The sequence below is a fragment of the Enterococcus sp. M-BR2 genome (genome assembly GCF_056612775.1).
The window spans coordinates 54834-80741 of record NZ_JBWQXK010000001.1 but is presented as its reverse complement, the minus strand read 5'-3'; the positions used below and the strand labels follow the sequence as shown (position 1 = coordinate 80741).

At 34.2% G+C, this 25908-nt stretch carries 24 protein-coding genes and 3 pseudogenes; 3 read left to right on the top strand and 24 right to left on the bottom strand.

The features are described 5' to 3' along the window. Positions 1-61: 61 nt before the first annotated feature. The 6 genes from AC1F25_RS12760 to AC1F25_RS12735 all read right to left on the bottom strand — a co-directional run bounded on the left by AC1F25_RS12760 (position 62) and on the right by AC1F25_RS12735 (position 6880). Entirely contained in the window at positions 62-937 is an 876-nt protein-coding gene (locus AC1F25_RS12760; protein ID WP_216387788.1) for an ROK family protein, read from the bottom strand. Positions 938-952: 15 nt separating this feature from the next. Then, positions 953-2389: a glycoside hydrolase family 32 protein gene (locus AC1F25_RS12755; RefSeq protein WP_235042930.1), complete on the bottom strand. Its 1437-nt coding sequence runs from the start codon at positions 2387-2389 to the stop codon at positions 953-955. A gap of 18 nt (positions 2390-2407) precedes the next feature. Then, positions 2408-3262, bottom strand: a complete 855-nt coding sequence (locus tag AC1F25_RS12750; protein ID WP_260458257.1) for a carbohydrate ABC transporter permease — start codon at positions 3260-3262, stop codon at positions 2408-2410. 11 nt (positions 3263-3273) lie between these two features. Beyond that, positions 3274-4140: a carbohydrate ABC transporter permease gene (locus tag AC1F25_RS12745; RefSeq protein WP_235042931.1), complete on the bottom strand. Its 867-nt coding sequence runs from the start codon at positions 4138-4140 to the stop codon at positions 3274-3276. Positions 4141-4226: 86 nt separating this feature from the next. Then, positions 4227-5498, bottom strand: a complete 1272-nt coding sequence (locus AC1F25_RS12740; RefSeq protein WP_260458258.1) for an ABC transporter substrate-binding protein — start codon at positions 5496-5498, stop codon at positions 4227-4229. Positions 5499-5536: 38 nt separating this feature from the next. Then, complete coding sequence (locus AC1F25_RS12735) at positions 5537-6880, bottom strand: NosD domain-containing protein (RefSeq protein ID WP_413122504.1); 1344 nt, start codon at positions 6878-6880, stop codon at positions 5537-5539. Between the two features lie 572 nt (positions 6881-7452). Here AC1F25_RS12735 and AC1F25_RS12730 point away from each other — a divergent pair. Next, positions 7453-8433: a LacI family DNA-binding transcriptional regulator gene (locus AC1F25_RS12730; RefSeq protein WP_479994379.1), complete on the top strand. Its 981-nt coding sequence runs from the start codon at positions 7453-7455 to the stop codon at positions 8431-8433. Between the two features lie 93 nt (positions 8434-8526). Here AC1F25_RS12730 and AC1F25_RS12725 read toward each other — a convergent pair whose 3' ends face one another. The 15 genes and pseudogenes from AC1F25_RS12725 to AC1F25_RS12655 form a co-directional block, all read right to left on the bottom strand. After that, the gene (locus AC1F25_RS12725; protein WP_479994378.1) at positions 8527-10647 is read right to left on the bottom strand and encodes a type IA DNA topoisomerase; all 2121 of its coding nucleotides are present in this window, start codon (positions 10645-10647) and stop codon (positions 8527-8529) included. 22 nt (positions 10648-10669) lie between these two features. After that, a complete protein-coding gene (locus tag AC1F25_RS12720; RefSeq protein ID WP_413122505.1) occupies positions 10670-11026 on the bottom strand; it encodes a hypothetical protein in 357 nt (118 codons plus the stop codon). Positions 11027-11043: 17 nt separating this feature from the next. Continuing rightward, positions 11044-11883 carry a conjugal transfer protein TrbL family protein gene (locus AC1F25_RS12715; protein ID WP_413122506.1) on the bottom strand — a complete coding sequence of 280 codons (840 nt, stop codon included), beginning with the start codon at positions 11881-11883 and terminating at the stop codon, positions 11044-11046. Positions 11884-11899: 16 nt separating this feature from the next. Continuing rightward, the gene (locus AC1F25_RS12710; RefSeq protein ID WP_479994382.1) at positions 11900-13207 is read right to left on the bottom strand and encodes a VirD4-like conjugal transfer protein, CD1115 family; all 1308 of its coding nucleotides are present in this window, start codon (positions 13205-13207) and stop codon (positions 11900-11902) included. 24 nt (positions 13208-13231) lie between these two features. Next, positions 13232-13912: pseudogene (locus tag AC1F25_RS12705) on the bottom strand (IS6-like element IS1216 family transposase). Between the two features lie 53 nt (positions 13913-13965). After that, positions 13966-14265 (bottom strand): hypothetical protein, encoded by a 300-nt coding sequence (locus AC1F25_RS12700; protein ID WP_413122518.1) that lies wholly within the window; start codon positions 14263-14265, stop codon positions 13966-13968. Positions 14266-14524: 259 nt separating this feature from the next. After that, a complete protein-coding gene (locus tag AC1F25_RS12695; RefSeq protein WP_002292681.1) occupies positions 14525-15073 on the bottom strand; it encodes a hypothetical protein in 549 nt (182 codons plus the stop codon). Further along, positions 15074-15931 (bottom strand): ParA family protein, encoded by an 858-nt coding sequence (locus AC1F25_RS12690; protein ID WP_002292680.1) that lies wholly within the window; start codon positions 15929-15931, stop codon positions 15074-15076. Positions 15932-16216: 285 nt separating this feature from the next. After that, positions 16217-16504: a type II toxin-antitoxin system RelE/ParE family toxin gene (locus tag AC1F25_RS12685; protein ID WP_002300557.1), complete on the bottom strand. Its 288-nt coding sequence runs from the start codon at positions 16502-16504 to the stop codon at positions 16217-16219. Further along, positions 16494-16823 (bottom strand): AbrB/MazE/SpoVT family DNA-binding domain-containing protein, encoded by a 330-nt coding sequence (locus tag AC1F25_RS12680; RefSeq protein WP_002292678.1) that lies wholly within the window; start codon positions 16821-16823, stop codon positions 16494-16496. The genes AC1F25_RS12685 and AC1F25_RS12680 overlap by 11 nt, the downstream gene beginning before the upstream one ends. A 76-nt stretch (positions 16824-16899) precedes the next feature. After that, positions 16900-16965: pseudogene (locus AC1F25_RS12675) on the bottom strand (Txe/YoeB family addiction module toxin); the annotation flags it as partial. A 53-nt stretch (positions 16966-17018) separates the two neighbouring features. Next, on the bottom strand, positions 17019-17699 hold the full coding sequence (locus tag AC1F25_RS12670; RefSeq protein ID WP_002335393.1) for an IS6-like element IS1216 family transposase: 681 nt from the start codon (positions 17697-17699) through the stop codon (positions 17019-17021). A 75-nt stretch (positions 17700-17774) separates the two neighbouring features. Further along, positions 17775-18703, bottom strand: a pseudogene (locus AC1F25_RS12665) (IS3-like element IS1485 family transposase); the annotation flags it as partial. Positions 18704-19213: 510 nt separating this feature from the next. Next, a complete protein-coding gene (locus AC1F25_RS12660) occupies positions 19214-19756 on the bottom strand; it encodes a PBECR4 domain-containing protein (RefSeq protein ID WP_002301358.1) in 543 nt (180 codons plus the stop codon). 312 nt (positions 19757-20068) lie between these two features. Further along, positions 20069-20620 (bottom strand): tyrosine-type recombinase/integrase, encoded by a 552-nt coding sequence (locus tag AC1F25_RS12655; protein ID WP_002307628.1) that lies wholly within the window; start codon positions 20618-20620, stop codon positions 20069-20071. Between the two features lie 316 nt (positions 20621-20936). Between AC1F25_RS12655 and merR the strand changes: the two genes are divergently transcribed. Then, positions 20937-21335 carry an Hg(II)-responsive transcriptional regulator gene (merR, locus tag AC1F25_RS12650; protein WP_002301360.1) on the top strand — a complete coding sequence of 133 codons (399 nt, stop codon included), beginning with the start codon at positions 20937-20939 and terminating at the stop codon, positions 21333-21335. Positions 21336-21348: 13 nt separating this feature from the next. After that, a complete protein-coding gene (merA, locus tag AC1F25_RS12645; protein ID WP_002316044.1) occupies positions 21349-22989 on the top strand; it encodes a mercury(II) reductase in 1641 nt (546 codons plus the stop codon). A 325-nt stretch (positions 22990-23314) separates the two neighbouring features. On the opposite strand, the gene AC1F25_RS12640 is transcribed toward merA, so the two are convergent. From AC1F25_RS12640 to AC1F25_RS12630, 3 genes are all read right to left on the bottom strand, one after another. Next, positions 23315-23587, bottom strand: a complete 273-nt coding sequence (locus AC1F25_RS12640) for a type II toxin-antitoxin system RelE family toxin (protein WP_002301363.1) — start codon at positions 23585-23587, stop codon at positions 23315-23317. Further along, positions 23588-23809, bottom strand: a complete 222-nt coding sequence (gene relB / locus AC1F25_RS12635) for a type II toxin-antitoxin system RelB family antitoxin (protein WP_002307624.1) — start codon at positions 23807-23809, stop codon at positions 23588-23590. Positions 23810-23902: 93 nt separating this feature from the next. Beyond that, positions 23903-25810: a heavy metal translocating P-type ATPase gene (locus tag AC1F25_RS12630; protein WP_002301365.1), complete on the bottom strand. Its 1908-nt coding sequence runs from the start codon at positions 25808-25810 to the stop codon at positions 23903-23905. Positions 25811-25908: the final 98 nt, after the last annotated feature.

Genomic DNA, 25908 nt, shown 5'->3' with positions numbered 1-25908 from the left:
CTATGAATTATTCAGGTGTTCTAAAATATTAACTATTTAGAAGATTAAAGATACAAGTTTTCTATAGACGATGGCGTTCCTTTAATTCTTTTTCAGCTAAAAGCAAACAACCGGTGATTCCTGACTGATCCCCCAAGCCACAGCCTACGATGTATTCTTCCATAGTTGGTAATTTTACATAGTTTGCAAGCTGTTCTTCTAGTGATTGTCGAATCATTGGAAATAAATGCTCTTGATGCATTACTCCACCACCCAAAATAATAATTTCTGGGGATAGGACAACTGTATAATTCATAATCGCTTGTGCAATATAGTAGGCCTCGATTTCCCAAAAAGGATCTGACGGAGATAAATTTTGAGCTTTTCTCTTCAATCGATTCTCAATCGCTGGTCCTGAGGCTAGTCCTTCGAAGCAATCGGAATGATATATACAATTTCCTTCATAAGAATCATCCGGATGAAGTTTTAATTTGATATGCCCCATTTCAGGATGATTTATTCCTTCAAGTAATTGATTATTTACTACTGCACCAGCTCCAACACCAGTTCCTATCGTGATATATAAACAGCTATCTTTTCCAACTGCTATACCTTTTTTGAATTCCCCGTAAGCTGCAGCATTAACATCTGTTGTCCAACCAACAGGAATATTATAACGAGTTTTTATAGCAGATAAGACATCAACGTTACTCCATCCTTTTTTTGGAGTTGTTGTGATATAGCCGTAGTTATCGAGTTTTTTGTTAATACAAATCGGACCAAATGAACCGATTCCCATCGCAGCCAATTTGTATTGATCAAAGAATTCATACACCTGTTGAAATGTATCTTCAGGTGTTGTAGTTGGAATGGATAATTTAGAAATAATTTCTGCGTTCTCATTCCCTACGGCACAAACAAATTTTGTTCCACCAGCTTCTATTCCACCAAATAACATGTACTCTCCTCCAGTTTAAATTCTAATCTCTCTCACTTCAATGTACGGGATGGTCACTAACTTTTGACTCATAATTTCAATTGTTCGTTTTCCTCTTCCCATAAAATTATTTATGCTCACATTTCTTCCATCACTAGTTACAATTTCCAATGAGCAACTGTCTGAGTAAATTTCAATAAACTCAACATTTTTATTTAAGTGCATGCGACATTCTGCTTTGCCAAAGGTGTTTTTGTCAGCATTGTATACAATGCTATCATTCTCCAATGTAATTTCATCACTGTCTCCATTAAGTGTAGAAATAATTAATTTAAAATCTACATTAGGATTTCGATCAACTTTCAACACAAAGCTTTCGTTCACTTGATTGGTTAATAGTTGTTTTTTTTGATTAGTCTTTTTATCCTTGAAGAGGAGTATATCGGCTTCATATTTTTTTAATTCTTCGATTGGAAATAAACAAATATTATTCTCCTTATCTAAACGCATTACTTTTGGGAGACTCATAGAACCACACCAACCATCAATTTCGGTGGGGCCAAAATCTTTCCACCAAGGCATCCAGGCCCAACTATTTTGCCAAGCAACAACTAATCTGCGGTTTTTGTTATCTATCGTTGTTTGTGGCGCGTAATAATCATATCCAAAATCAAGTCTGCCTTCTTTTTCAAATTCAAATTGACCTGTTTTATAATTCAACTCTCCAATTAGATAAACTGTTGTTTTTTCGCTATAGCCCATTGGAGAAAAAATCAAAACTGTCTTATTATCTAAATCAAAAATATCTGGGCATTCCCACATCGTTCCTAGGTCGTTATCATAACTCACTAACGGGCCCCGCAGCTCCCAATTGTATAAATCTGCTGATTGATACAACATTGCATTTCCCTTATTTGAAATACTCACGCCGATAATCATGTAATACATGCCATCTTTTTCCCAAACTTTAGGATCTCTAAACATGTCATTTTTCACATTAGGAGTACTATTTTTTACAATCGGATTGTTCTCATACTTTTCAAAATTTATTCCATCTTCACTTGTAGCTAAACACTGGGTTTGTATAAATTCACCATTTCGAAAAGATGTTCCTGTATAAAAAGCAAATAGTTTTCCATCTTTTTCAATCGTTGTCCCAGAGAAACATCCGCCTGCTTCATGATCATCGTACCATTCACTTGGAGCAAGTGCTGTCGGTAATTCTTCCCACGTAACTAAATCCTTACTTTTTGCATGTCCCCAATGCATTGCCCCCCATTGAGCTTTATATGGATAAAACTGATAGAATAAATGGTATTCACCGCGAAAGAAAATGAATCCATTAGGATCGTTCAACCAACCAACCGGTGTTGAAAAATGAAAACGCGGCCGATAAAAGCTGTTAGTAATGCTATCTTTATTGTTTTTTATAAATAAATCAACTTCTCTAATTTTCTCTTTATGTGTAGTCAAATCTACTCCTCCAAATAATTATTCTTTTACTGATCCGGCCATCATCCCAGAGACCAAGTAACGTTGTAGAAAGAACGAAATAGCAATCACTGGGAAACTAAACAATATCGCTCCAGAAGTCATTGGTCCCATATCCAAACTATAAGCAGTTAAGAACTCTGATAACGCTACTGGAACAGTTTTTGCTTCGTTACTCGTTAGTAACAAAGCTAATAGAAAATCATTCCATGATAATAAGAATGTAAAAATACCTGTAGAAATCATACCTGGAATAACTACGGGAAAAATAACTTTTGAAAAGGTCTGAAAAGGAGTTGCCCCATCAATAGAGGCAGCTTCATCTAAATCAAATGGAATTGCTTTAAAGAAACTAATCATCATCCATAATACAAAAGGCATATTTACTGCTGCATAAACAACTACTAAAGCAGGTAAGAAATCATACATTCCTAGTTTTTGGACAAATGAGTAGATAGGCACAGCAATACTTGATAATGGAATCATTTTAAGACAAAGAACGACTACTAAAAAGAAACTACTAAACTTAGAAGCTACAGTTCTTGAAATTGCATAAGATGCTAAGGAGCCTAAAAATAAACAAATAATTGTACTGAATGTTGCAGCAATTAAACTATTTCTAAAAAAATGTAGTAAATCTGTATTCATCAATAAATTTTTATAGTTTTCTAATGAAAATGATTTAGGAAGCAATGTTGGATTAGTTGATATGACTTCATTTGAAGGTTTAAAAGATGACAACAGTATATAAACGTATGGGAACAAAATTAGAATAAGAAATACTGCTGCAAACAAGTACATTAATACCATCCAAGTATTATCAAATCTGTTTTTCCCAAATTTTTCTGAGAACATTATATTCCCTCCTAATCATTAATTTTTTTTCTAAAAACTAGTGTGATAGACACTAACACAACAATAAATATAACAGCCATCGCACTTGAAAGTCCTATATCACTGTAACGCTGTAACATTTTATAAATATGGACACTTAATAATTCTGAAGAATTATTAGGTCCTCCTTGTGTCATAGCCCAAATGATATCAAATGAACGCGCAGCGTCTATAATACGAACTACTAACGCACTAAATAATACAGGTTTGATATTAGGTATAATGATTTTGAAAATCATTTGAAATTTTGAAGCACCTTCCATAACTGCTGCTTCGTACAGTCCATCTGATATTCCTTGTATTCCTGCTAAAAACATTAACATCATAAACGGTGTGGTCAGCCAAACATCTGCAATAACTACAGAAATTAATGTAATCTTAGGATCTGCTAGCCATAAAATACTACTAGTTGACTCAATTAATCCAAGCTTCACCAATAACGTATTAATAATTCCAAACTGATTACTTAACATAAATTTCCAAATTAATCCGGCTACAATAGGCGCAATCATCAAAGGAGATAACATTAAAGTCCTTAATGCAGTAAATCCTTTATACTTATGGGTTAAAACAATTGACAAAAATAATCCTAAAACTGTCTCTAAAGCAACCGCTAAAAATACATAGATAATTGTATTCTTAAAAGATTTCAAAAAAGTAGCTGAAGAAAAAGCTTTAATATAATTGTTTAAACCTGCAAATTCTCGGCTACCATCGTTCAAAATCGTAGAAAAACTATCAACGAATAGAGTTATTAAAGGATATAGTAGGAATACCAGCATAAAAATTGCAGCTGGTAAAAAGAAATACAGCATCGTTTTTTTATTAATTGTATTCACTTTTTCAGTCCTTTCTTAGAAAAAGACTATATAAACTATAAACAATTAATAGGTTATATAGTCTTTAAACTTTTCGCACCAATTTATTAATTACTCATTATATTTTCAATTTCAGTTTTAGCTGCATCTAATTCTTTTTGAGCATCTTCTCCTGATAACACACGTTGTAACATTGGAGACAGTACTTCATTTTCAATTTGTGTCCATTCTGCGATCTTCGGACGATTCTGAGTTTGAGGTCCGTCTAATGTTTCAGAAATGGCATCAATATGAGCATAATCTTCGTTATTAGCATATTTTTCAAATACTGATTTTCTACCTGCAATCCCTAGAGCATCCATATACAATTCGTTTTTATCATACATAAATGCTAAATATTCTTCAGCAACATCTTTTTTCTTAGAATCTTTCAAAATTACTTGATACCATGGTCCAGGAACTGCACCAACACCTGCTGAACCTGATAATGCTGGTGCTGCGCCAACTTTCCCAGGTAATGCTTCTTCTGATGTTAAATAAAAGTGTCCCCAAGCAATTTGCATTGCCAATTTTTGGTTATTAAACAATTCAGCAGTTTCAGTACTAGCAATAGATAAATAATCTTCTGGTACAGATTTATTTTTAATTAAGCTTTGTAAATATTCTAAAGATTCTACATAAGGTTTTTCATTGATTAAAATTTTGTTATTGTCATCCATAATTAAAGGTTTTGCGCCTGCCTGTGCTGCTAAATCTAACCAACTGCTGACTGCATCTCCACCCGTTTGGCCAAAAACAGAAGTTCCATACATGTCATCTTTTGTGAAAAATTCTGCTGCATCTTTATACTCTTGCCATGTTTTTGGAACTGTTAAATCATAACCATATTTCTCAGAAAATGCTTTTTTATTCGCTTCGTCTTCGAATAAGTCTTTTCTATACAATAAAATTTTTGAGTTCGTCCATGTAGGTAAGCCCAATAACTCCCCATCAATCGTAGCGCTATCATCTAACTGTGGTAAAAAATCATCCATTTGTTCTTGAGTAATGACATCAGAAACTGGAGATAATCCTTTAGCTAGTGCTGGAAACCATAAAACGTCAATAATTGCAGCATCGTGTGTCGCTTTTTTTGCATCAATCTCTGCTTTTAACTTGTCATAAACGCCTGAGTAAGGAACTGAATCAATTTTAACTTCATAGCCAGATTCTTTTTTAAATTCAGCAGCAGTTTCTTTTGCTACTTTTTCAGCAGGGCTCCCGCCTTCTACTAAAACAGTTAATGTTTTATCACTTTCACTACTCTCACTATTATTACCACATCCTCCTAAAACCATTAATGCTGCTGCCATTATTGATATTTTTGCAATTTTTTTCATCATAATCCCTCCTTGATTTAATTTCGCTTTTTATTTTTTTATAGTAATAAAGTAGGTGTTGCTCTGAATGCATTTACTGTTTTATCCATATCAACCTGTTCATCACTTCCAGAGTCAAGAATCGTATTTCCAAATGAATTGCTTTCTACTAATACTGTTTTTATGTTAAGCAATCTTGATGCATCTGTCGTTAGTAATGCTCCTACTTGTGCAGAGAAACATGACTCACTACTTTTCATATGAGCCTCCTTAGCAACAATATGATTATTTGAAATATAATTTTCACTACCAGAAACAATACGTATAATTACGGGTATTGAGCCAGGCGGCATGATATGATCTTTGTCTATTACTTCAGAAAAATGATTTCCAATCACAGAATTATTATTGCCGCTAATATATAGCAGCCCATATAAGTCATCTAAACCATTATTACGTTTTTGCAATGGTAACCAAGGCTCGTGGTCACGTAAAAAGTGGTTTGAAGAAACTAAATTTTCTGAAGAGTCTTTGTTGAGTACTACCATTCCAGGATAAAATGCGTGCAACCTATTATTAGTAATGAGAGAACGCGTTACCCTATCAAAATAAACACTGCTAGCTCCTCGTGGGAAAATATTATTTGCTGTAATCAAAAGGCCGCCAAAATTTTGAGCGAAAATAGAATAGCCTTTAAATCCAGCTCCTATCAAATTATCAGTTATTTTTGAAGCTTGTCCCCATCCTCTCAACTCAATGCAATTACCACACTCAGCGATAAAGTTATCATGGATCGAAAGTGCGTCTGCATGATAAATCGTAATGCCATGCTCTAAGTATACAAATCCCATCTCTGTAATTCGAAATGAATCTTGAGCACTCGCAACATAAATACCTGTTTTTCCGTTGGTATAGGTATTTTCTGGATTTGTTTCCCCAGAGCCATCATCTACAAAATGTAATCCATCTATACAGAAGTTTGAAAATTCTACTGAACTTATGCGTGGACTTCCACTTCGAGCCACATAAAAAGCTGCACCGCAATCCTCAGAATTATTTGTTTCTGGAGAAATATCTACAAGTATTCGACTTCCTCCTGGCCATAATTCATGCAAGTTTGGCCATTCATTTTCTGGGACATTAAATCTAATGCTAGAAGATGTAAATCCATGTCCAGAACCTACAATCTTAAGATAACTGATATCAATAACTACTTGAGTAACTAAATGATAATCGCCAGGCGGAATGTATATAACTGCACCAGGCTTTCCTCCACTACTTAAATCAGTATTAATTTGTCTACTTTTAATATCTGATATGATACTGTTAATTACCTCTCCGATATCTTCATATGGATTTCCAATCTGCCACTCGGTTACATCATAAAAATTATTACTAGCCATATTTCCTCCTACTTGATCGTGTTTTCATTTTTTTCTAAGTTGCCTTATTTATTCTCTTGGATTCCATTGTTTTTGAAACTCAAATTAGTTAACTTTTAATGCTCTGTCTTTATTTTATAACGTTAGATCTGATTATATTACCAACAATAACTTATCTGACGACTTTTTATAAAAAAGTATTTTCTCCTTTCCTATTTTTAGTAAACCCTTTCATATTTTTTATTATAGTAAATGAAATTTTTAATGTCAACCGCTTTCAGTTGAAATTTCACTTTTAAAGAAGATGTTCTTTTCTATTTTAACTTCGATGAGTTATAAAAGATAATAAGCTTAACATTCTTCTAGTATACTTTTTAATGATGACGAATATAAAATAGCTGAACTGATAGCATATTTACATTTTTTGAAAGTTTTAATATGAATTTATAAAAGTTTTTTCATTTTTATTTGAAATACCTTATACTGGAGTGTATGATACATATACAATATTAATTCAATTACCCAATGAAGTTACCTCACTAGAATAGCAATTTTTAATGAGGAAATATATTGGGATCAGAGAGGTTACTAATATGGATAAAATTGGAATAAAAGAAATAGCTGAAAAAAGTGGCTATTCCTTGGCTACCGTTTCTAGATATTTCAATAAACCTGATTTATTGTCAAAAAAAACAAGAGAAAAAATACAAGTTGCTATCCAAGAGCTTAATTATAGCCAAGATAATGTTGCTCGAATATTAGCAACTGGAAAATCAAACCTTGTAGGAATTATTTTTCCACAGTTACATCTTAGCTTTTATACAGAATTGTTGAATCAACTCATTCAATATGGTGAAGAGAAAGATTATAGTTTTATTGTATATACTTCACGAAATACAAAAGAAGAAGAACTAAAAATGATTGATAGGTTAAAATCTTACCGAGTGAAAGGCATCATACTGCTTAGTCATATTTTAAGTCCTAAAACTATTGAACAACTTGATGTTCCAGTCATTGCTATTGAACGTACAGGTGGAAATTACTGTCAAATAAATAGTGATAATTATATTGGTGGCAAAATTGCTGGAGAAAAGTTGATAAAGGATGGATGTGAAGCATTAATACACATAAATAATGGGTATTACGAAGATTGGCCTTCTTTTAAACGTATTATAGGTTTTGAGTTTTCGGTAAAAAACATGCCTAATGAAACAGTTATTAATGAAAATTTAACTGATCCATATTCTGAATCTGCATCAAAGGCAATATCATTAATCGTAGACAGTCTACTTAAAAAATATCCTAATAAAAAGCTAGGTTTTTTTTGCTCCAATGATGATATTGCAAATATGCTTCAAAGAGAGCTTATTCGAAAAGGGCTCAAGATACCCAAAAACGCTGAAATAATTGGATATGACAACTCTCCTGTTTCTGATCATGCCATTTATCCTATTACATCAATTGATCAAAATATCCCATTAATGGCAAAAATAGCAGTAAATTCGCTAGATGCGTACATTGCTCATGAGAATGTGGTATCCGCAAAATTAATAAAAAAAAGTACAACTCTATAGTATGTGATATGCTCCCAATAAAGTAGACAGTAGAAATATAAAAATTCTACTGTCTACTTTATTGGGAGCATATCATTCTGCTAGCTTTTTGATTTATTTAGTCTCAGAAAAATCAAATTCTAATTTATTATTGTTTATCTTCAATTTCGCATTAAAGATATAGCCTTTTTTGCTTTTAAATCCTTTTATCAAGCTTGTTTCTTGCTTCAATAAAAGATCTTTTACATTTGTCTTGGTCAATGTTTTGCTGCTCCATTTTTTAGGTAGAGAAAACTTACAGCCGTTACTATACCCTGTACAACCATAAAATTTTCCTTTGTCGACAATATTACTATTACACGAAGGACACTTTCCTATGACGTTAACTTGATCAATATTTTTATCCTGTTTTTTGATATGGCTATGCTCGAATGTTTCGGGAACTTTTTCGACCAAATGAGTAATAAATTTTTGAATACTCTTTAAGAAAGCTTCTTGTGTACCTTGTTTATGGCGAATATTTTTGAGGCATTTCTCCCATTTAGCAGTCATTTCAGAATTCGCTATTTCATCATTTTGAATAACTTCGCAAAGAGCCGTACCTTTTTGCGTAACATAAATCTTATTTTTTTGAGTTTTGATATATTCTTGTTTTTTTAGCGTTTCAATGATATTAGCTCTGGTGGCTTCTGTTCCAATCCCCTCAGTTTCTTTTAGTATGTCTTTGTTATCTTCATCTTCAATGGTTCGCCCTACGTTTTTCATAGCTGTGATAAGAGTACCTTCTGTATAGTAACTTGGAGGTTTTGTTGCACCTTTTTTATGAAACGGGTCTGTTCGAAAGAGTTCTCCAGCTTCAACTGAAGGCAAAAGTTGTTCACTTTCGCCATCCTTACTTTCTTTGCTTGTTATTGTATATAATTGTTTCCAACCTAAACTTTTCTCCACTTTTCCAGTGGATTTAAATAAAACACCACTCGCTTTAGTTAAAATAGTTGTTTCGTCATAGATATAGGGTCCTTCAAAAATAGCCAAGGTACGGTAAAGAACGAGCTGATAAATATTCCGTTCTTTTTCAGGTAAACTCTCTAATTTAGGGAGTGTTTTTGTTGGAATAATGGCGTAATGCTCTTGGACCTTCTTTCCATTCACATATCGCTTATTTTCATTCAATTGCGGATCTTTAATCTCTTCTCCTACTAAATTTAAATAGTTAACTAACTGCGCTTTTAAATAACTGAATTCTGGTTTTCCAATATAATTCATGTCCGTTCTAGGATAAGAGAGGTATTTTTTTTCGTAGAGATTTTGAACGATAGCTAAAGATTCTGAAGCTCCATAACCGTATTTTTTATTGGCTGCTGCTTGCAAGTCTGATAAGCTAAAAAGTTTTGGCGCATACTTTTTCTTTTCTTCAATTTTTACATCTTCTACCACACTATTAACGTCTTTTGTCAATCCATGATTTTCTTTAAACTGCTGTAAATCATCTATAGTATCAAATCGTACTTTATACTTCCCTTGGTATTGTCTATCTTCATTACTGAACGTAGCATATAATTCAAAAAATGGTTTGGTGACAAAATGCTCTACTTCTTGATTTCGTTGGTAGATTAAGTATAGCGTGGGCGTTTGAACACGCCCAATACTAAAAACGCCCTGTAAGCCATTTTTTTGCATATATAAGGTGTACAAACGCGAAAGATTAATTCCTACTAACCAATCAGCAATTTGTCTGGTTTCTGCTTCTTTATAGGTAGAATAGAAATCGGCCCCATCTTTTAAGTGCTTAAATCCATTTTTAATCTCGCTTGTTTCTAAAGAGTTAATCCATAGTCTTTTAATCGGCTTATGGTTATTCCCAGACAGATTAATAATTAGACGAGCAATCGCTTCTCCTTCTCGATCACTATCCGTTGCGATTATGATTTTATCTGCTTTATCAAGTAGTCCTTTAACAATTTTGTATTGCTTTGATTTTCCTGCAGCTACTTGAAACTGATAGTGTTCAGGAAAAAGTGGCAATTCGTCTAATTGCCACTTTTTCCAAACTGCATTATATTCTTCAGGTTCAGACAAAGATACTAAATGTCCGTAACCGTAAGTAATGGTTGCATTTGGCAGTTCGTTATCTGAAACATTGTAGTACCCATCTTTTTTCTCTACTTTAGCAAAAGCTTCTGTATAAGCTTTTGCTTGACTTGGCTTTTCCGCTAGGATAACTGTATTGCCCATCAACTCACTCCCTTCTCAATGCTTATTTATTTACTCGTGGCAAAAGAGTTAAATCTCCATTTTCTTTCTTAACATCTTCATTAGCTGCTTTCAATTGATAATCATCTTCATTTTCTGTTATTTCGAAAGAAAATGAATCTTCTTCACCATTTTCTTGAAAAGTAATTACGTTATCTACGATTTTATAAGTATATCCAAGTTGGAATCCTAACATTTCAAAAGTAACAGTTTCTTCTCCAAATTGAGCAGTATAAGCTTCGCCATTGGTTGAAACAACATTCCATTCTTTTGATTGTAAATCACTTTGAATGTCTGTACCACACCCTTCTAAAGTAATTAATGCTATTAGAGTAAGCAAAATAAATAAAATATTTTTCATAATATTTCCTCTCCTTTTTAACGCAACATGCGGTGAACTACGGCTCTTGCCATTCCTGAACCTGCTCGACCTGCTCCACTTGAATACCAAATACTTTTCACAATAGATGGACCACTAATGACTAATGCACCGCTACCGATTAAGGCTGGTAATTTACCCCAAACCGTATCTGTTTGCATAGTGATTGCCTCTGTAAAGAGTAGCATGGACAAAGTTAACACAATGATTGTAACGGTATGAGATAAAATATCTCGCCACCAATTCTCCATAAAATTATAATTTTCTGTTACAACGGATATAGCACATAGAGGTGATAAAATTTCATCTATTAGGAGTTGAGCTTGTTCAATAAACAGTTTTATGACGAAAAAACCTATAACAACAAATATAAAAAGCCAAATAACAACTTGTGTAATACCTGCACTAAAAACGTCCGGTAAATTTTCAGCTTGTAAAGTATTAACTAAACTACTTGTCGTCAGTTCACCCATATTTCCAATAAAGTAATTCCCTATTGGCTGTACAATATAATTCATAGTTAACGAAATAACTAAAGGCATAATGACAAGTAAAGCACTCGCTTTAACTGATCTGACAATTGTCCACCAGATATTTGCTTCTTCGCTTCCCTCTGATTCTGATAAAAGTTGAGTAATAACTTTTCCTAAACAAACGGATACAAGTAGAATACCGCCAAAGAAGACAAATAAATTATAAGCGTCTAAAGCGTATCCTGCTAAACCATCATAATTAAATAAGGAATTTTGTAGAAATTCAATAAAGAGGTTAATTAAATCTTTTAGCCAGTCTACAAATATCTCTGTAATTTTATCGCCAATATTGTCGAAACTAGGCATATATTAATCACTCCTTTTACTCTTCAAATGCTGAAAAATCACTTTCTCCGTTACTAAATTCTGCCATTGTTTGTTCCATTGCTTTTTGTTTCCGTCTTTCTTTTTCTGCTTGCTCTTTTTCTTCTTTTTCTTTGGATTTTTCAGCTAATCTATTCTTTTTATTTTCTTCTCGTTCTATGTGCTCACGTTCAAATTCAGCCTGCTTTTCGTTTAAACGTTCAATCTGTGCAGGATTGGTATTTTTTTCATATTCAGTTTGATTTAGCAATCGTTCAGGCTTTGGAAATAGTTCGAATTGATAGGCTTTTTTAACCTTCATGGGTGGCCGGTTTGCAAAGATAATCAGCTCTGTATCATCTGCCATACTTTTTACTTCGCCTGCGGTCATTAAATCACGAGCGGTGTACGACTCATTGTCTGAATGACTGGTACTGCTTCCCTCTTGTTTAGAGTTTTTTGAAGCACTCTTGTTACTTGTGGCTACTTTAACAGTCGCCTTACCTAGTAAATCGGAAAAATATTTGGCTGTAGTGTTATTCGCAGCGTTCATACAAATTTGAATCGAACAATTCCCTAAAATACTTTCAGCTTTCTCTTTATTGTACTTATCTTGTAATTGTGTCAGAGTTTGAATAATTGTTGATACTCCAATGCCATAACCACGACAAGTGGCCAAAAACTCTTCATAATTCGTAAATTTCCCTAAGTTAACAAACTCATCTAAGATGAAATTGACGGGTACAGGCAATTTCGAGTGGTGATTAGAAGCTAATTCATATAACTGATCAAACAGTTGTGAGAAGAAAATGTTGGTTAGGCCTTCCCAACTGGTATCCATAACTGGAATAATGACATAAAGCATGGTTTTCTTTTTACCTATATCTTGTAAGTTGAAATCACTAAAACTGGTAAATTCAGCGACAGTATTATTAATGTAATCCGAGATAGACGTTAGCAAGGAAACAATAATGGAGCCTTTCATATCCCCACGAGATTTTTTATAACCTAATTCATATAATTTCCGTGCTGGGTGATTTAGTTCAAGAGCTGAAAAAGCTTTGTCTAGATCACTTTCTTCGTCATCTGAATCGGATTCATTTTTTTCTTGCAAGAAATTAACCAGTCCTGCCATATTACGGTTTTTAGGTTCTAATTCATATTTTACATAAAGAATTAACGCTGAGAGCAAAGATCGTTGCGAGTAATACCACACATCTTTTTTACCATCCTTATTGGAGCTATCCACGATTTTTGTGGCTACATTCGTTGCATTGACATCACTATTAACATAATCGGTTCTGTTGCAAAGTTTTAAATAAAGAATAAAATCCCTTACGGTATCTATGATTTAAGCTGGGATTCCCAATAATACCTTGATTTCAGTACAGACCGAAAACCCGAAGAGAGTGCCTTCTTTTCGGGTTTTCTTATATAATCCTCGAATGGCTTCCATGCCTTTAATCGTGGTAGAGGCAGTGCGTAAACTTCGATAGAATTTATTGCGTCTCTTTACTGGACGATGGTCTTGTTCAATCAAATTATTCAGGTATTTAATGGTACGATGTTCTGTCCCTTGATAAAAGCCGTATTCTTTTAGTTTCTTAAAGGCACTTGTAATAGAGGGGGCTTTATATGTGACCACAACCTTCGGTTCATCAAACTGCTTCACTAACCGCTTAAGAAAAGCATACGCTGCTTGTGTGTCCCGTTTTTTACGTAACCAAATATCCAAGGTTAAACCATCTGCATCGATGGCTCGATACAAATAATGCCATTTTCCTTTAATTTTGATGTACGTTTCATCCATTTTCCATGAATAAAAGGATTTTTTATTTTTCTTTTTCCAAATTTGATAGAGTAGTTTGCCGTATTCTTGCACTCAACGATAAATCGTTGTATGAGAAACGTTAATGCCACGATCATATAAGATTTCTTGAACTTCACGATAGCTAAGGTTATAACGAAGATAGTAGCCCACGGCTACAATAATCACATCCTGCTGAAATTGCTTTCCTTTAAAATGATTCATCGTCATTCCTCCTGCTATCTTTTTCTATTATTCTACCTTATTTGATAGTAGATTTAAAACTTTGCAACAGAACCATCGCTTTCATTTGTCCTAAGAGTCAAATCTTTTTCCACCATAACTTTTACACCCAATAAATTTTGCGGTTTATTTTTCTCTGTTGAAATTCTTTGTGTAGCCTTTAAACTGACAATTAGCTCATTGGGTACATACTCTATTTGAGAGTCATCTAATTGGCTCATAATCCTTTCTTTTTGGTTAGTATCTGCAGTTACTTGTTTAGTATGAGCCATGAACCCAAACATACTCACCCCAACAACCAATCCTAAATATATTTTCTTTTTAAACTTTTTCATCTACATCTCCTCCTAATAGTTTTATTTTAGAGTTAGCTCTATTACTTATTTACTAACTCAACAACAGATTATCATACACTTGTTAATGAAATCACAATATCTCATTAAAACACACCCTAAAATCATAACCGTTCCTATGCTCATTTTTTGGATTTTTTAACCACGTAACCAGAAAAATAAATCCCCTCTATTTCACGCAAATCAAAGAAGAACTAAGTAACTACCGTTTAAAGGTAGTTACTTAGTTCTTCTTTGATTATTATCTAACTTTATTATTCATTCCCCACCCTTTGCGCAGTGAGTCTTCGGTATCTTGTTTTATCTGACTGGTAGTTCTTATTATTTCTCCACGATCATCTAATTCTGGAACAATTGGATATTTTTCTCTGAACAAGTCTAGTTCTTTCACCACATCATTAAACAAATCTTGCTTATCTTCTTGCGTAAGATTCTGTTTAATATACTCATCTAAAGCTTTTCTAAGCAATTCATCTCTTGTCATATTAGTCTCATACTTTTCTACTAAAACTCTGGAAGTCGCATTTAACAAAGTCGACAGTTTTAAAGGATGCTTGGTGGAATAAACCTTATCAAACTTTCTGATTGGTGCGCCAACTTTTTTTGTTCTTCCTCTACTCTGTCTTTCAACATTGGAGGAAGTTTTTATTTCTTGAACTTGGTGCACTTCTAATTGCTTATTTTCAGATGGTGTAATTGCTTGCTGCTTTTTCTTTGCTTCTGCTTCTTTTTTTATTTTGGCGAGTCCTTTGTTGTTCCCAAAAATATCAAGTCCTTTGATGTCAGCCAATTACTCCACCTCCGCATACCAATTCTCGTGTTCTTCCAATTCTTTCAAAATACTGATAAATAATTCGTGGCTTTTGCGATCCCATTGTTTTAAGAGACCTTTCTTTGTCTTCTCCATCGTAATACCTGATCCGTCGTATCGTTTTAAGCGCGCATTTTTGAGTACAACATTTTTAATCAAATGTTCCCCATAAATCTCTTGGGCTTGTTTATACATTTCCTGATCTACTGCGTCACCGCTTTCCAACATGAAAGGAATAACACCAGCAACATATAAATTTGTATCAAATTCTTTCACAAAAAAGTCCATATACTCAAGATATTGCATCGCATTTCTCATCGATTTTACTTGGGTCTGTAAGACGACGATTGCCCAGTCCGCAATGTACATCGCGGATTTACTATATACAGAAATAGAAGGTGGGACATCTAAATAAATGACGTCAAACTCATCAAATAATGGTTCTAGCTTTTCTTTCATATATTTGAATTGGGATAATGAATCATTATATTGGTCTTTGATCCAATCATCATACATTTCAAAGGACATGTCTGCTGGAAGTATATAGAGGTTATTGATTACTTTATAGACAGCCTCTTTAGGTGGAAGATTGTTTATCAACACGTCAGTCACAGTATTTTCGTAAACAATCGGTTCACCTTCTCCGCCTCCTTCTTCGTTAGTGAAGTTCATATGCGTTAAGTTCATCACATCAGAAGTATTTCCTTGCATATCCAAGTCAATTATCAAGGTTCTTTTTCCTTCATTAACTGCTGATTCAAACCCTAACATTTGCGCGCACGTACTTTTACCTACGCCACCTTTAAAATTACCGATTACATATTTCTTCGCTACCACGTTCCTACCTCTTTTCTTTTAGCAATATTCATTTGATACTATTATAACATATTTATTTTTAGTTACTACCAAAAAAAAGATATATATGTACTACCTTATAATTAATAAGTAAAAGGTAGTACATAAATAAGGAAAAGCTGAAATATATTGATTTATAGCTTTCCTCAAAGTAATGACGTTATTTAATTTATCGAGAAGCAGAGAATACTCGCGACTTTAGTCATGTAGACGAATCAGATTTTCGATAAAAAAGAAGCCGTCCTTCTTAAGAACGACAACAAATCACTAGATTAATTTTTTCAACTGTTCATAAAAGTTTTCATGCGTTCCACATAACAATACTGGAATAACCTTGTTTTCTATAATCTCGTAAGCTACTCTATATGTTGTGCCCGCATATTTGAACCCACTAGACCAAATACCTGATAAATCCCCAGTTTTTTGTTCACCCTTATATGGATCAATCGCAATTTCATCATAAATTAAATTCAAAAATTTTTCTTTCAATGGCTTCTCTTTTAGCTTTTTTAAATACTTAATGACATGTTTTGAAGGAACGATTTCATAAGCCAATTTCTGTTGCCAACTCCTCTTTAGTCATTACTTTAGAATTAGTAAGTGTATCTTCAGCAATATCTCTAAAGGAAGAATGCATTTTGTTTTTTCTATTCTTAAATTCTACAAGAATCTCATCTTTATCGTAGCCTTCTGCAATTATATCAGACAAAATATCTTCGCTAAAATCATAAAATTCTTTTTGTGGTTCAACAAATTCATAAAGAATACCATTCTCTACCAACTTTGCTTCAACTTCGACTCCATTAGGAACATTAAAATCTTTAGGTACTGTCAACATGATTGAATTGCCTTGTTTTCTTGTTTTTGTAATCATTTAAATCCCTCATTTCTAACAGTATGTAATTACTTAGTAAATACATTATACCACGAGATAATGTATTTACAAGTAATTACTGTGACTCGTAATGCGTCCTTGCTGAATAAATTTCAACCACGTGTTCATCTTCATCTACCTGGTTCTGTTGCAAAGTTTTAAATAAAGAATAAAATCCCTTACGGTATCTATGATTTAAGCTGGGATTCCCAATAATACCTTGATTTCAGTACAGACCGAAAACCCGAAGAGAGTGCCTTCTTTTCGGGTTTTCTTATATAATCCTCGAATGGCTTCCATGCCTTTAATCGTGGTAGAGGCAGTGCGTAAACTTCGATAGAATTTATTGCGTTTCTTTACTGGACGATGGTCTTGTTCAATCAAATTATTCAGGTATTTAATGGTACGATGTTCTGTCCCTTGATAAAAGCCGTATTCTTTTAGTTTCTTAAAGGCACTTGTAATAGAGGGGGCTTTATCTGTGACTACAACCTTCGGTTCATCAAACTGCTTCACTAACCGCTTAAGAAAAGCATAGGCTGCTTGTGTGTCCCGTTTTTTACGTAACCAAATATCCAAGGTTAAACCATCTGCACCGATGGCTCGATACAAATAATACCATTTTCCTTTAATTTTGATGTACGTTTCATCCATTTTCCATGAATAAAAGGATTTTTTATTTTTCTTTTTCCAAATTTGATAGAGTAGTTTGCCATATTCTTGCACCCAACGATAAATCGTCGTATGAGAAACGTTAATGCCACGATCATATAAGATTTCTTGAACTTCACGATAGCTAAGGTTATAACGAAGATAGTAGCCCACGGCTACAATAATCACATCCTGCTGAAATTGCTTTCCTTTAAAATGATTCATCGTCATTCCTCCTGCTATCTTTTTCTATTATTCTACCTTATTTGATAGTAGATTTAAAACTTTGCAACAGAACCCATTATCAAAAGGACAGCCTTTATGACTCAATGATCGATTGATGTCAAAAGTTGTTAATAATTCATCAATAGCTTGGTTATCAAACTCTTTTCCACGATCAGTATGAAAAATCTCAACCTCTGTCAGAGGTTGTTTGATACGGCTAAATGCTTTTTTTACTAGAACGGCATCTTTATGTTCTCCACAAGAATAGCCGAGAATTTCTCGATTGAACAGATCCAAAATGAAACAGACATAATTCCATTTTTTCCCGACTCGTACATAAGTCAAGTCTGTTACGATCGCTTCTAATGGGTTGTCTCTTAAGAATTTACGATTCAATACGTTTGTCGTTTTGGCTTCATTGCAAGTAGAATGATGTACTTTAAAATAAGCAACAGTATAGCTCGATTTTAATCCTCTATTTTTCATGATTCTACTAATTTTTCGTCGGCTGATCTGAATGCCTCGTTTTGATAAGGCTTTTTTTATTTTTCTTGAGCCGTGGGCCTTTCGGCTGCGGATAAATTCTTCAGCGACTGCTTCTTCAAGTTCTGATTCGTCTTTCTTTGGTTTTGATTGATAATAATAGGACTGACGTGATAGACCTAATATTCTGCACATCGCTGATATAGGGTAAAGATGCTTATTCGCATCGATTACTTGTCTCTTCGTCCGAATATCAGCGCTGCTTGCTTTAAAATATCATTTTCCATTTCTAATTGCTGGTTTCTTTTACGTAGTTCTAACAATTCTTTTTGTTCAGGCGTAGGATTATCTTTTTCTTTGAATGAACCACTCGTTTTAGATTGCTTTACCCATTTGTCAAATGCTGAAGCCGTTAGTTCATATTCTCGAATGATTTCTACACGTGGCTTTCCAGCTAAGTAAAGATTGACGATTTGTTGCTTGAATTCTTGTGAAAAAGTTCTTCGTGTTCTCTTAGACATAAAAATTCCTCCTGGTATGTTTTCTTCTAGTCTACACACCTTAATTTTTCTGTCTAGTTAATTGTAGCCTATCCAACTTAAGATTAATGACACTAAATTAACAGACTATACGTAGTATCTATTTGCTATGACCATATCTTATATCCATAAGTCAACTCAGCCGGACTAAAAGGGCTAATCTTACTAGAACACAAGCTGCACTTGATATGCAAATTAACCCTGAATCGGAAAGGTGCTTAAATTGGATATTAACGGAGGGATAAAGTAAAATTTATCTCTAGGGAATGTTTAGAAAGGATCCAAGTTCCTTAACAAGTGACAATTAGTAATGTAGTAACAACGATAGATTGTATGCCGAACATTTCAATTTGATACGTATAAAAGACGATTTCAAGCTCATCCGTGATAAATAACCCACATGAATGATTTGAAATCGTCTTAAAATGCTTTATTTTATAACCCAAAATAGAATAATTACTTCAAAATGACGTCGCATATCACTATTAATGATTAATCGATGACTTCCATAATCATTTTAAGTTCCCCGGATGTTAAATCCTCGCTAAAAATGCCAGTAACTTTTTGTCCAGGTCCAATTTCCTTTGATGATAGGTTTAACAAAGAGATAGGGATATAGATTAATCCGTTTTGTTTCAAAGACAGAGCCAATATTTTTTTCCTTGTTCGAATAGCTGCATCATAGCGAAGAGAAGAGTAAACACCTCTGCCAACAATAGAAATATGCTTCCCCAATAATAAATCAAGGCTACCTATTACTTGTAATTTCTGAAAGGTCGTCCCATCCGTTTTGATTTGAATATCCTGTAAATTTATTTTCCTGTCTAAGGCATCTTGAAAAAACAAGTGTGTGCCTCTGCGATAATCAATGCCACAGAGGTGCATAAAATTAGTTGTCGAAAAAATAATCGCTACCGTTGAGACTTCTCCGACAAAGGATACTTTTTTATCTACAAAATGTTCTTGTAAGAGATGAGCAGCCTTATAAATCGCGTTTAACTGTCTGGTAATTTGGGTTGTCTCTTTTATAGACATGCGTTTGTATTCTTTTTTTGCCGCGTGCGAAGAATGCTCCTTTTTCCCAATAAAAAAAGCTGCTCAAAAGAGCAGCCTTTTGTACAGGTTTAGTTTTGGTGCTTGCCACCCGCCGGACCCTTACGTTCCGGATTTGTATCGAGTTTAGTTTTGGTGCTCGCCACCCGCCGGACCCTTATGTTCCGGATTTATATCAAGTTGACTATGAGCCTGCTCTCATTTGTATATATAATATACCAAAAAAAGGTTGATTTGTCCAATACTGTGGGTGATTATAACCGTCTTACTGTGCTTATCTATTATATAATACAATCAAAAACCTAACCGAAAATTTAATAACGTTTCACTGATTTCATCTTCATTAATTCCGATGTAGCGTTTGGTAATCTTCTCGCTGCTGTGACCAAAGATTTCCATTAAGGTGGCCACGTCTTTGGTTTTCTTGTAATAGTGGTAACCAAAGGTTTTTCGTAGGGTGTGGGTGCCGATATCGTCCCTTCCTAACAGCTTCGCGACCTTTTGAAACATCTGGTAGACCGTATTGACTTCTAAATGGCCGCCCTTAGTACTGGGAAACAAGTAAGCCTCCGGATCTAAGGGTGCGGTATAGCCGTGAATCAAGTCCTGTAAGCTGCTTAAGTATAAAATGCGTGTTTTCCCTGTCTTTTGCTCCACGATGCGCGGGTTTTTTGAGGTAATCACGTCTTTTTTCTTGAGTTTAACGATGTCGGACATGCGCAGACCGCTGTTAATTCCAATTAGAAACAAGAAAACGTCACGTTCCGCATTTTTATTCCGTCGCAGGCAAAATAAAAAATCATTAATCTCCTGTTGCGACCGTAGTGGCTGAACATTATAGCCCATGACAATCCCTCCTTTTTAGTCTGTTCGAATACATGATTATAGTTATTACAACACGAAATCGTGTGTTTAGGGGGAGTAAAAAAAAAGAACCCTATAAGGATAGGATTCTTGATACATGATTTTATGTAATTTCATGTATTTAGGTCCGATATTATTTATTATAAAAGAAGTCTCAAAATTTATTGGTACCACATTTAATTTTCACTTCATTTTTGAAAGTAAATAAGAAGGAAAATGATATTCCCCCCTTCGTATTATTTTTGGTTGGACATGTACCTAAGTACATGGTTTATAATTAAAAAAAGGATGTGATAGCATGGCTTATTTTATTAGCTCCTTCTCTGAAAAATGTGGTGTAAATAAGGAATCCATTCGATATTACGAACGAAAAAACTTACTACCAGAACCCGATCGGACTAATTCCGGTTATCGAGTTTATTCAGAGGAAGATGTAAAACGAGTAAAATTCATTAAACACCTACAAGAAATTGGCTTTTCTTTAAATGAAATTTATAAATTACTTGGTGTTGTAGATAAAGACAACATTCGTTGTGAAGGTATGTTTGAATTTGTCTCTAAGAAAGAAAGAGAAATTCAAAAAAAAATCGAGAATTTGAATAGAATAGAATATATGCTAAAAGATTTACGAGCAAGATGTCCAGATGAAAAAGAACTATACGCGTGTCCTATCATAGAAGTATTAATAGAAAATTAACGGGGGTAGGAAAATGAATCAATTTAGAATGCGCATTCAAGGAATGACCTGTACTGGCTGTGAAAAACATATAGAAAAAGCGCTTGAGAGCATGGGAGCTCTCAACGCTAAAGCAGATTTCAGTCAAAGCGAAGCGGTATTTCAATTACCAGACGACTATGCAATAGAAAACGCGATAGAAGCAGTTAAAAAAATAAATTATCAGCCCGAAGAAGTAGAAAAGTTACCTGTTCAAAAACGCGTGATGACTAATAACAAGGAAGATTATGATTTGCTCATTATCGGTTCTGGTGGAGCAGCTTTTTCAGCAGCTATAAAAGCAGTCGAGTATGGATCAAAGGTGGGCATGATTGAACGCGGAACTGTAGGCGGAACCTGTGTGAACATTGGTTGTATCCCTTCAAAAACGCTGCTTCGAGCTGGAGAAATCAATCAATCAGCACATGTAAATATTTTTGAAGGATTGCACACTTCTACGGGAGAAGTAGAATTAGACCGCTTAGTCGATCAAAAAAATGAACTAGTTGATGATTTACGCAAACAAAAATACACTAATTTAATTGACGACTATGGTTTTGATTTAATTAAAGGAGAAGCAAAATTCATTGACGAAAACACTGTGACAGTTAGTGGGCAAACATATTCTGCCCAACGGTTTTTAATCGCAACGGGTGCTTCTCCACTCTTACCTCGTATTACTGGACTTAAAGAAGTAGATTATTTAACTAGCACAACCCTCCTTGAACTAAGAAAAGTACCAAAACGATTAACAATTATTGGATCGGGTTATATTGGAAGAGAACTGGGACAGCTCTTCCACAATCTGGGTTCTGAGGTTACCCTTATTCAAAGAAGCAAACGACTTTTAAAAGAGTATGATCCAGAGATTTCTGAAGCAATGGAGAAAGCTTTAATCGAACAAGGAATAAAGCTCATTTCCGGAGCAACTTATGAACGAGTAGAGCAAGACGGAAATATTAAAAAAGTTCATATTATTGTAAACGGCAAAAATAAGGTCATTGAGTCAGACGAGCTACTAGTTGGAACAGGAAGAAAACCGAATACAGAAGTATTGAACTTGAGCGCAGCAGGCGTTCAAGTTGGGCCAAACAATGAAATCAAGATAAATGCTTTTGCTCAGACAAGTAATAGAAAAATTTATGCAGCAGGAGACGTGACATTAGGACCTCAGTTTGTCTATGTAGCAGCCTATGAAGGAGGAATTGCAGCAGGAAATGCAATTGGTGGGTTAAATAAAGCAATCGATTTATCGGTAGTTCCTGGAGTATCATTTACCAGTCCGCAATTTGCAACTGTTGGGTTAACACAACAACAAGCGAAAGAAAAAGGATACGAAGTAAAAAAAGCGGTATTGTCATTAGAAAATGTTCCTAGAGCGATTGTCAATCATAATACGACAGGGGTGTTTAAACTTGTGGTTGATAGAAAAACACAGAAGATTTTGGGAGTTCATATCGTTTCTGAAAATGCAGGAGAAGTTATTTATGGAGCATCCTTAGCCGTTAAATTTGGATTGACCGTAGCTGATTTAAAAGATACTTTAGCGCCTTATCTAACAATGTCAGAAGGCTTAAAGTTAGCAGCTCTAGCCTTTGATAAAGATATTTCGAAATTATCTTGTTGTGCAGGTTAATATTTCTATTTAGTTTCTTGTAGTAGCTGGTAACACCTTGGTTTATCTTTCGTTATTATCTATAACGATAGGAGTTGAAGATTATGACATCAGCAAACGTCTACGTGCCAATTAATAGCTCTATTCTAGTGGAGGTTGAAGAAATAAAAGACTATTTAGAAACGCAATTGCTCATTTAGGCAACGCAGCAAGATATTATTGAAGATGCGATTGTTGCCTTACGTGCTTAATATAGATAATTAAATCGTATCAAAAAAGGATTCTACCGCTTAAAAAGCAGTAGAATCCTTTTTTATTAAACATGCTTGCACTCAATTTGAATGGTTTATTTGTAAATATTTTTTCTATGACCAATCTCTAACATTAAAATGGTTACGGTCTCGTCATTGATATCAGCTATTAAGCGATAATCACCGATTCTATAGCGCCATTCGCCTGATCGATTGACGGTTAATCCTTTTCCATGCTGCCTAGGATCGGTACAATTCACTAGATTCTTTTGAATCCATCCCATAATTAAAAGGGATTGGTATTTGTCCATTTTTTTTAACGCTTTTTGAGCTCCTTTTTCAAACTCGACTTGATAACCTGAGCTCATTTAATCAGATAGCTCCTTTAGCATGTCTTCAAAAGAAATACTTTTCGGATTCTCTTTATGATCCTTCATGGCTTGATTATATAGGCCCAAATCAATTTCATCCTCGATTTTTTCCAAGACAGAACTTCTAATCAGAGCCGAAACCGAAATATTCTTCGCCTTAGCATATTCTTTAATTAATTTATCTTCCTGAGTATCAATTCTGAGCGATATGACAGTCATTAGAATCACCCCCTTCTTTTTGTATATACATTGTAATACAAAATTAGAGAGGCTGCAAACTTTAGATACATGATTTTATCCAATTTCATGTATTTATTTAGACTTTAATAATCGAAGACCATTTAATATCACGACTAAGGTACTTCCTTCATGAACAATCACACTAATGGCTATATCCGTTAATCCTACTAAGCTTACGGTAATTAGAAAAGCGACAACTACCATTGAGAAAATAATATTTTGCCAAATAACTCGATTCATTTTTAAAGAAATTTCATGAGCTTTTACCAATTTAGACAAATCATTTTTCATTAATACTAGATCAGATACATCTACTGCAACATCCGTACCCTCTCCCATAGCAATTCCAACATCTGCCTTCACAAGAGCAGGTGCGTCGTTTATACCATCTCCCACCATAGCGGTTATACCATAGGTTTCTTTTTGTTCATTGATAATGTTAGATTTATCTTCTGGCATGACGTTTGCAATTACTTGATCTACTCCTAATTGTTTACCAACAGCTTGCCCTGTCATTTCAGAATCCCCAGTAATTAAAGTGGTATGGATACCACACTTCTTAAAGTAATCTATAGTTGCTTTCGCATGTTCACTTGGAATATCCATTAATGCTATCAGGCCGATTACTTTTTCATTTTCTGATACATATACAACCGTATTACCTTCTGAAGCCCATTCTTTATTCAAACGTGTATAGTCATCCGATACAGCCTCAAAAGAAGTTGGTTTACCTATACGATAAGTGTTTTCGTTATAATCGCCTATTAAACCTTTTCCAATCTGATTTTCCACTTCAATAGCTAGTTTATTTTTTGGTTCAAACTTGTCTAAAATAGCACTTGCTAACGGGTGATTTGATTCTTTTTCAAGAGCCACTACGATATCAATCATATTTTCCTCGTTCACAGAATCAGAAAAGTAATAATTGGTTACTTCCGGTTTCCCTTTAGTTAATGTTCCTGTTTTATCAAAGGCAATGGCTTGAATATCCGCTAATTGGGACAAATAGGCACTTCCTTTTGAAAGTACGCCTCTTTTTGCTAGATTAGAAGTGGCTGACAATGTTACGGATACGGTAGCTGCTGCTAAAGCACACGGAGAAGCTGCGACTAAAAGGACTAATCCTCTATAAATACTTTGTGACCATGTCAAATCAAACAGCATAGGAGCAAGTAAAATGAAGAGTGGGATTGCAATTAAAACAAATTTAACATACTTAGGCTCAAACTTTTGGATAATACTAGACGCTTTTGTTTGATTCTCTTGATTTTGATTCACTAGTTGTAAAATCTTTGAAAAGACAGTATCGTTAGTTTCTTTTGTGACTTCCATAGTAAAGGTACCCGTTCCATTAATTGTACTCCCAAAAACTCCGTCTCCCTTTGATTTCTCTTTAGGTATACTCTCACCATTAATAGAAGATTCGTCAATCGAAGTAGAGCCTGATACTATTACTCCGTCAATCGGTACTTGGTCACCGTTTAACACTTGAAGTTGATCTCCTACTTTCAACTCACTAACATTAACGATTGTTGTATTGCCATCTTGCATGATTAGCCTAGCTGTTGTTGGATTCATTTCTAATAACTTGGTAATTTCTCTTTTACTTCTTCCTTCAGCATAATCTTCAAGAAAATGTGCTCCAGAGAAAATAAGAACCAATAACGTTCCTTCCCAAAAATTTCCTATCAGAGAAGCACCTATTGCAGCTATTCCCATTAAAATATGAGAATTAGGGGTAAATTTGTGTTGTCTTTTTGAGTTTTCAATCGTTTCTCCAATTCCTTCAAGAATAATGACATGATAACCAGCACTAATTGAAGCAATTGAAAACAAAGTGTTTTGGATTAAATTATTTTCTCCGTTTACAAATAACGCAATGAGCGACAATGCTAAACCAATAAAGTACAAAATAATTGGCATTTTCCCATGATCGTGACTATTATTTTCGTGTGAGTGTTGCTCTTGAATCTCTTTCATTTCTATCACCTTTCTTAATAAAACTTTTTTTTAGAAATCGTAATGCTTACGAATTACGTTTGAACGAACATTCATATGTCTATACATTCATTTTATAT

Excerpts from the sequence above, each read along its gene's own strand:
- merR (WP_002301360.1), top strand. The coding sequence starts at position 20,937 with ATGGCTTATTTTATTAGCTCCTTCTCTGAAAAATGTGGTGTAAATAAG.
- AC1F25_RS12700 (WP_413122518.1), bottom strand. The coding sequence starts at position 14,265 with ATGAAAAAGTTTAAAAAGAAAATATATTTAGGATTGGTTGTTGGGGTG.
- AC1F25_RS12725 (WP_479994378.1), bottom strand. The coding sequence starts at position 10,647 with ATGGGCAATACAGTTATCCTAGCGGAAAAGCCAAGTCAAGCAAAAGCT.
- merA (WP_002316044.1), top strand. The coding sequence starts at position 21,349 with ATGAATCAATTTAGAATGCGCATTCAAGGAATGACCTGTACTGGCTGT.
- AC1F25_RS12660 (WP_002301358.1), bottom strand. The coding sequence starts at position 19,756 with ATGTCTATAAAAGAGACAACCCAAATTACCAGACAGTTAAACGCGATT.
- AC1F25_RS12735 (WP_413122504.1), bottom strand. The coding sequence starts at position 6,880 with ATGGCTAGTAATAATTTTTATGATGTAACCGAGTGGCAGATTGGAAAT.
- relB (WP_002307624.1), bottom strand. The coding sequence starts at position 23,809 with ATGACTGTCATATCGCTCAGAATTGATACTCAGGAAGATAAATTAATT.
- AC1F25_RS12655 (WP_002307628.1), bottom strand. The coding sequence starts at position 20,620 with ATGGGCTATAATGTTCAGCCACTACGGTCGCAACAGGAGATTAATGAT.
- AC1F25_RS12670 (WP_002335393.1), bottom strand. The coding sequence starts at position 17,699 with ATGAATCATTTTAAAGGAAAGCAATTTCAGCAGGATGTGATTATTGTA.
- AC1F25_RS12640 (WP_002301363.1), bottom strand. The coding sequence starts at position 23,587 with ATGAGCTCAGGTTATCAAGTCGAGTTTGAAAAAGGAGCTCAAAAAGCG.
- AC1F25_RS12730 (WP_479994379.1), top strand. The coding sequence starts at position 7,453 with ATGGATAAAATTGGAATAAAAGAAATAGCTGAAAAAAGTGGCTATTCC.
- AC1F25_RS12760 (WP_216387788.1), bottom strand. The coding sequence starts at position 937 with ATGTTATTTGGTGGAATAGAAGCTGGTGGAACAAAATTTGTTTGTGCC.
- AC1F25_RS12680 (WP_002292678.1), bottom strand. The coding sequence starts at position 16,823 with ATGATTACAAAAACAAGAAAACAAGGCAATTCAATCATGTTGACAGTA.
- AC1F25_RS12630 (WP_002301365.1), bottom strand. The coding sequence starts at position 25,810 with ATGAAAGAGATTCAAGAGCAACACTCACACGAAAATAATAGTCACGAT.
- AC1F25_RS12740 (WP_260458258.1), bottom strand. The coding sequence starts at position 5,498 with ATGAAAAAAATTGCAAAAATATCAATAATGGCAGCAGCATTAATGGTT.
- AC1F25_RS12715 (WP_413122506.1), bottom strand. The coding sequence starts at position 11,883 with ATGCCTAGTTTCGACAATATTGGCGATAAAATTACAGAGATATTTGTA.
- AC1F25_RS12750 (WP_260458257.1), bottom strand. The coding sequence starts at position 3,262 with ATGTTCTCAGAAAAATTTGGGAAAAACAGATTTGATAATACTTGGATG.
- AC1F25_RS12720 (WP_413122505.1), bottom strand. The coding sequence starts at position 11,026 with ATGAAAAATATTTTATTTATTTTGCTTACTCTAATAGCATTAATTACT.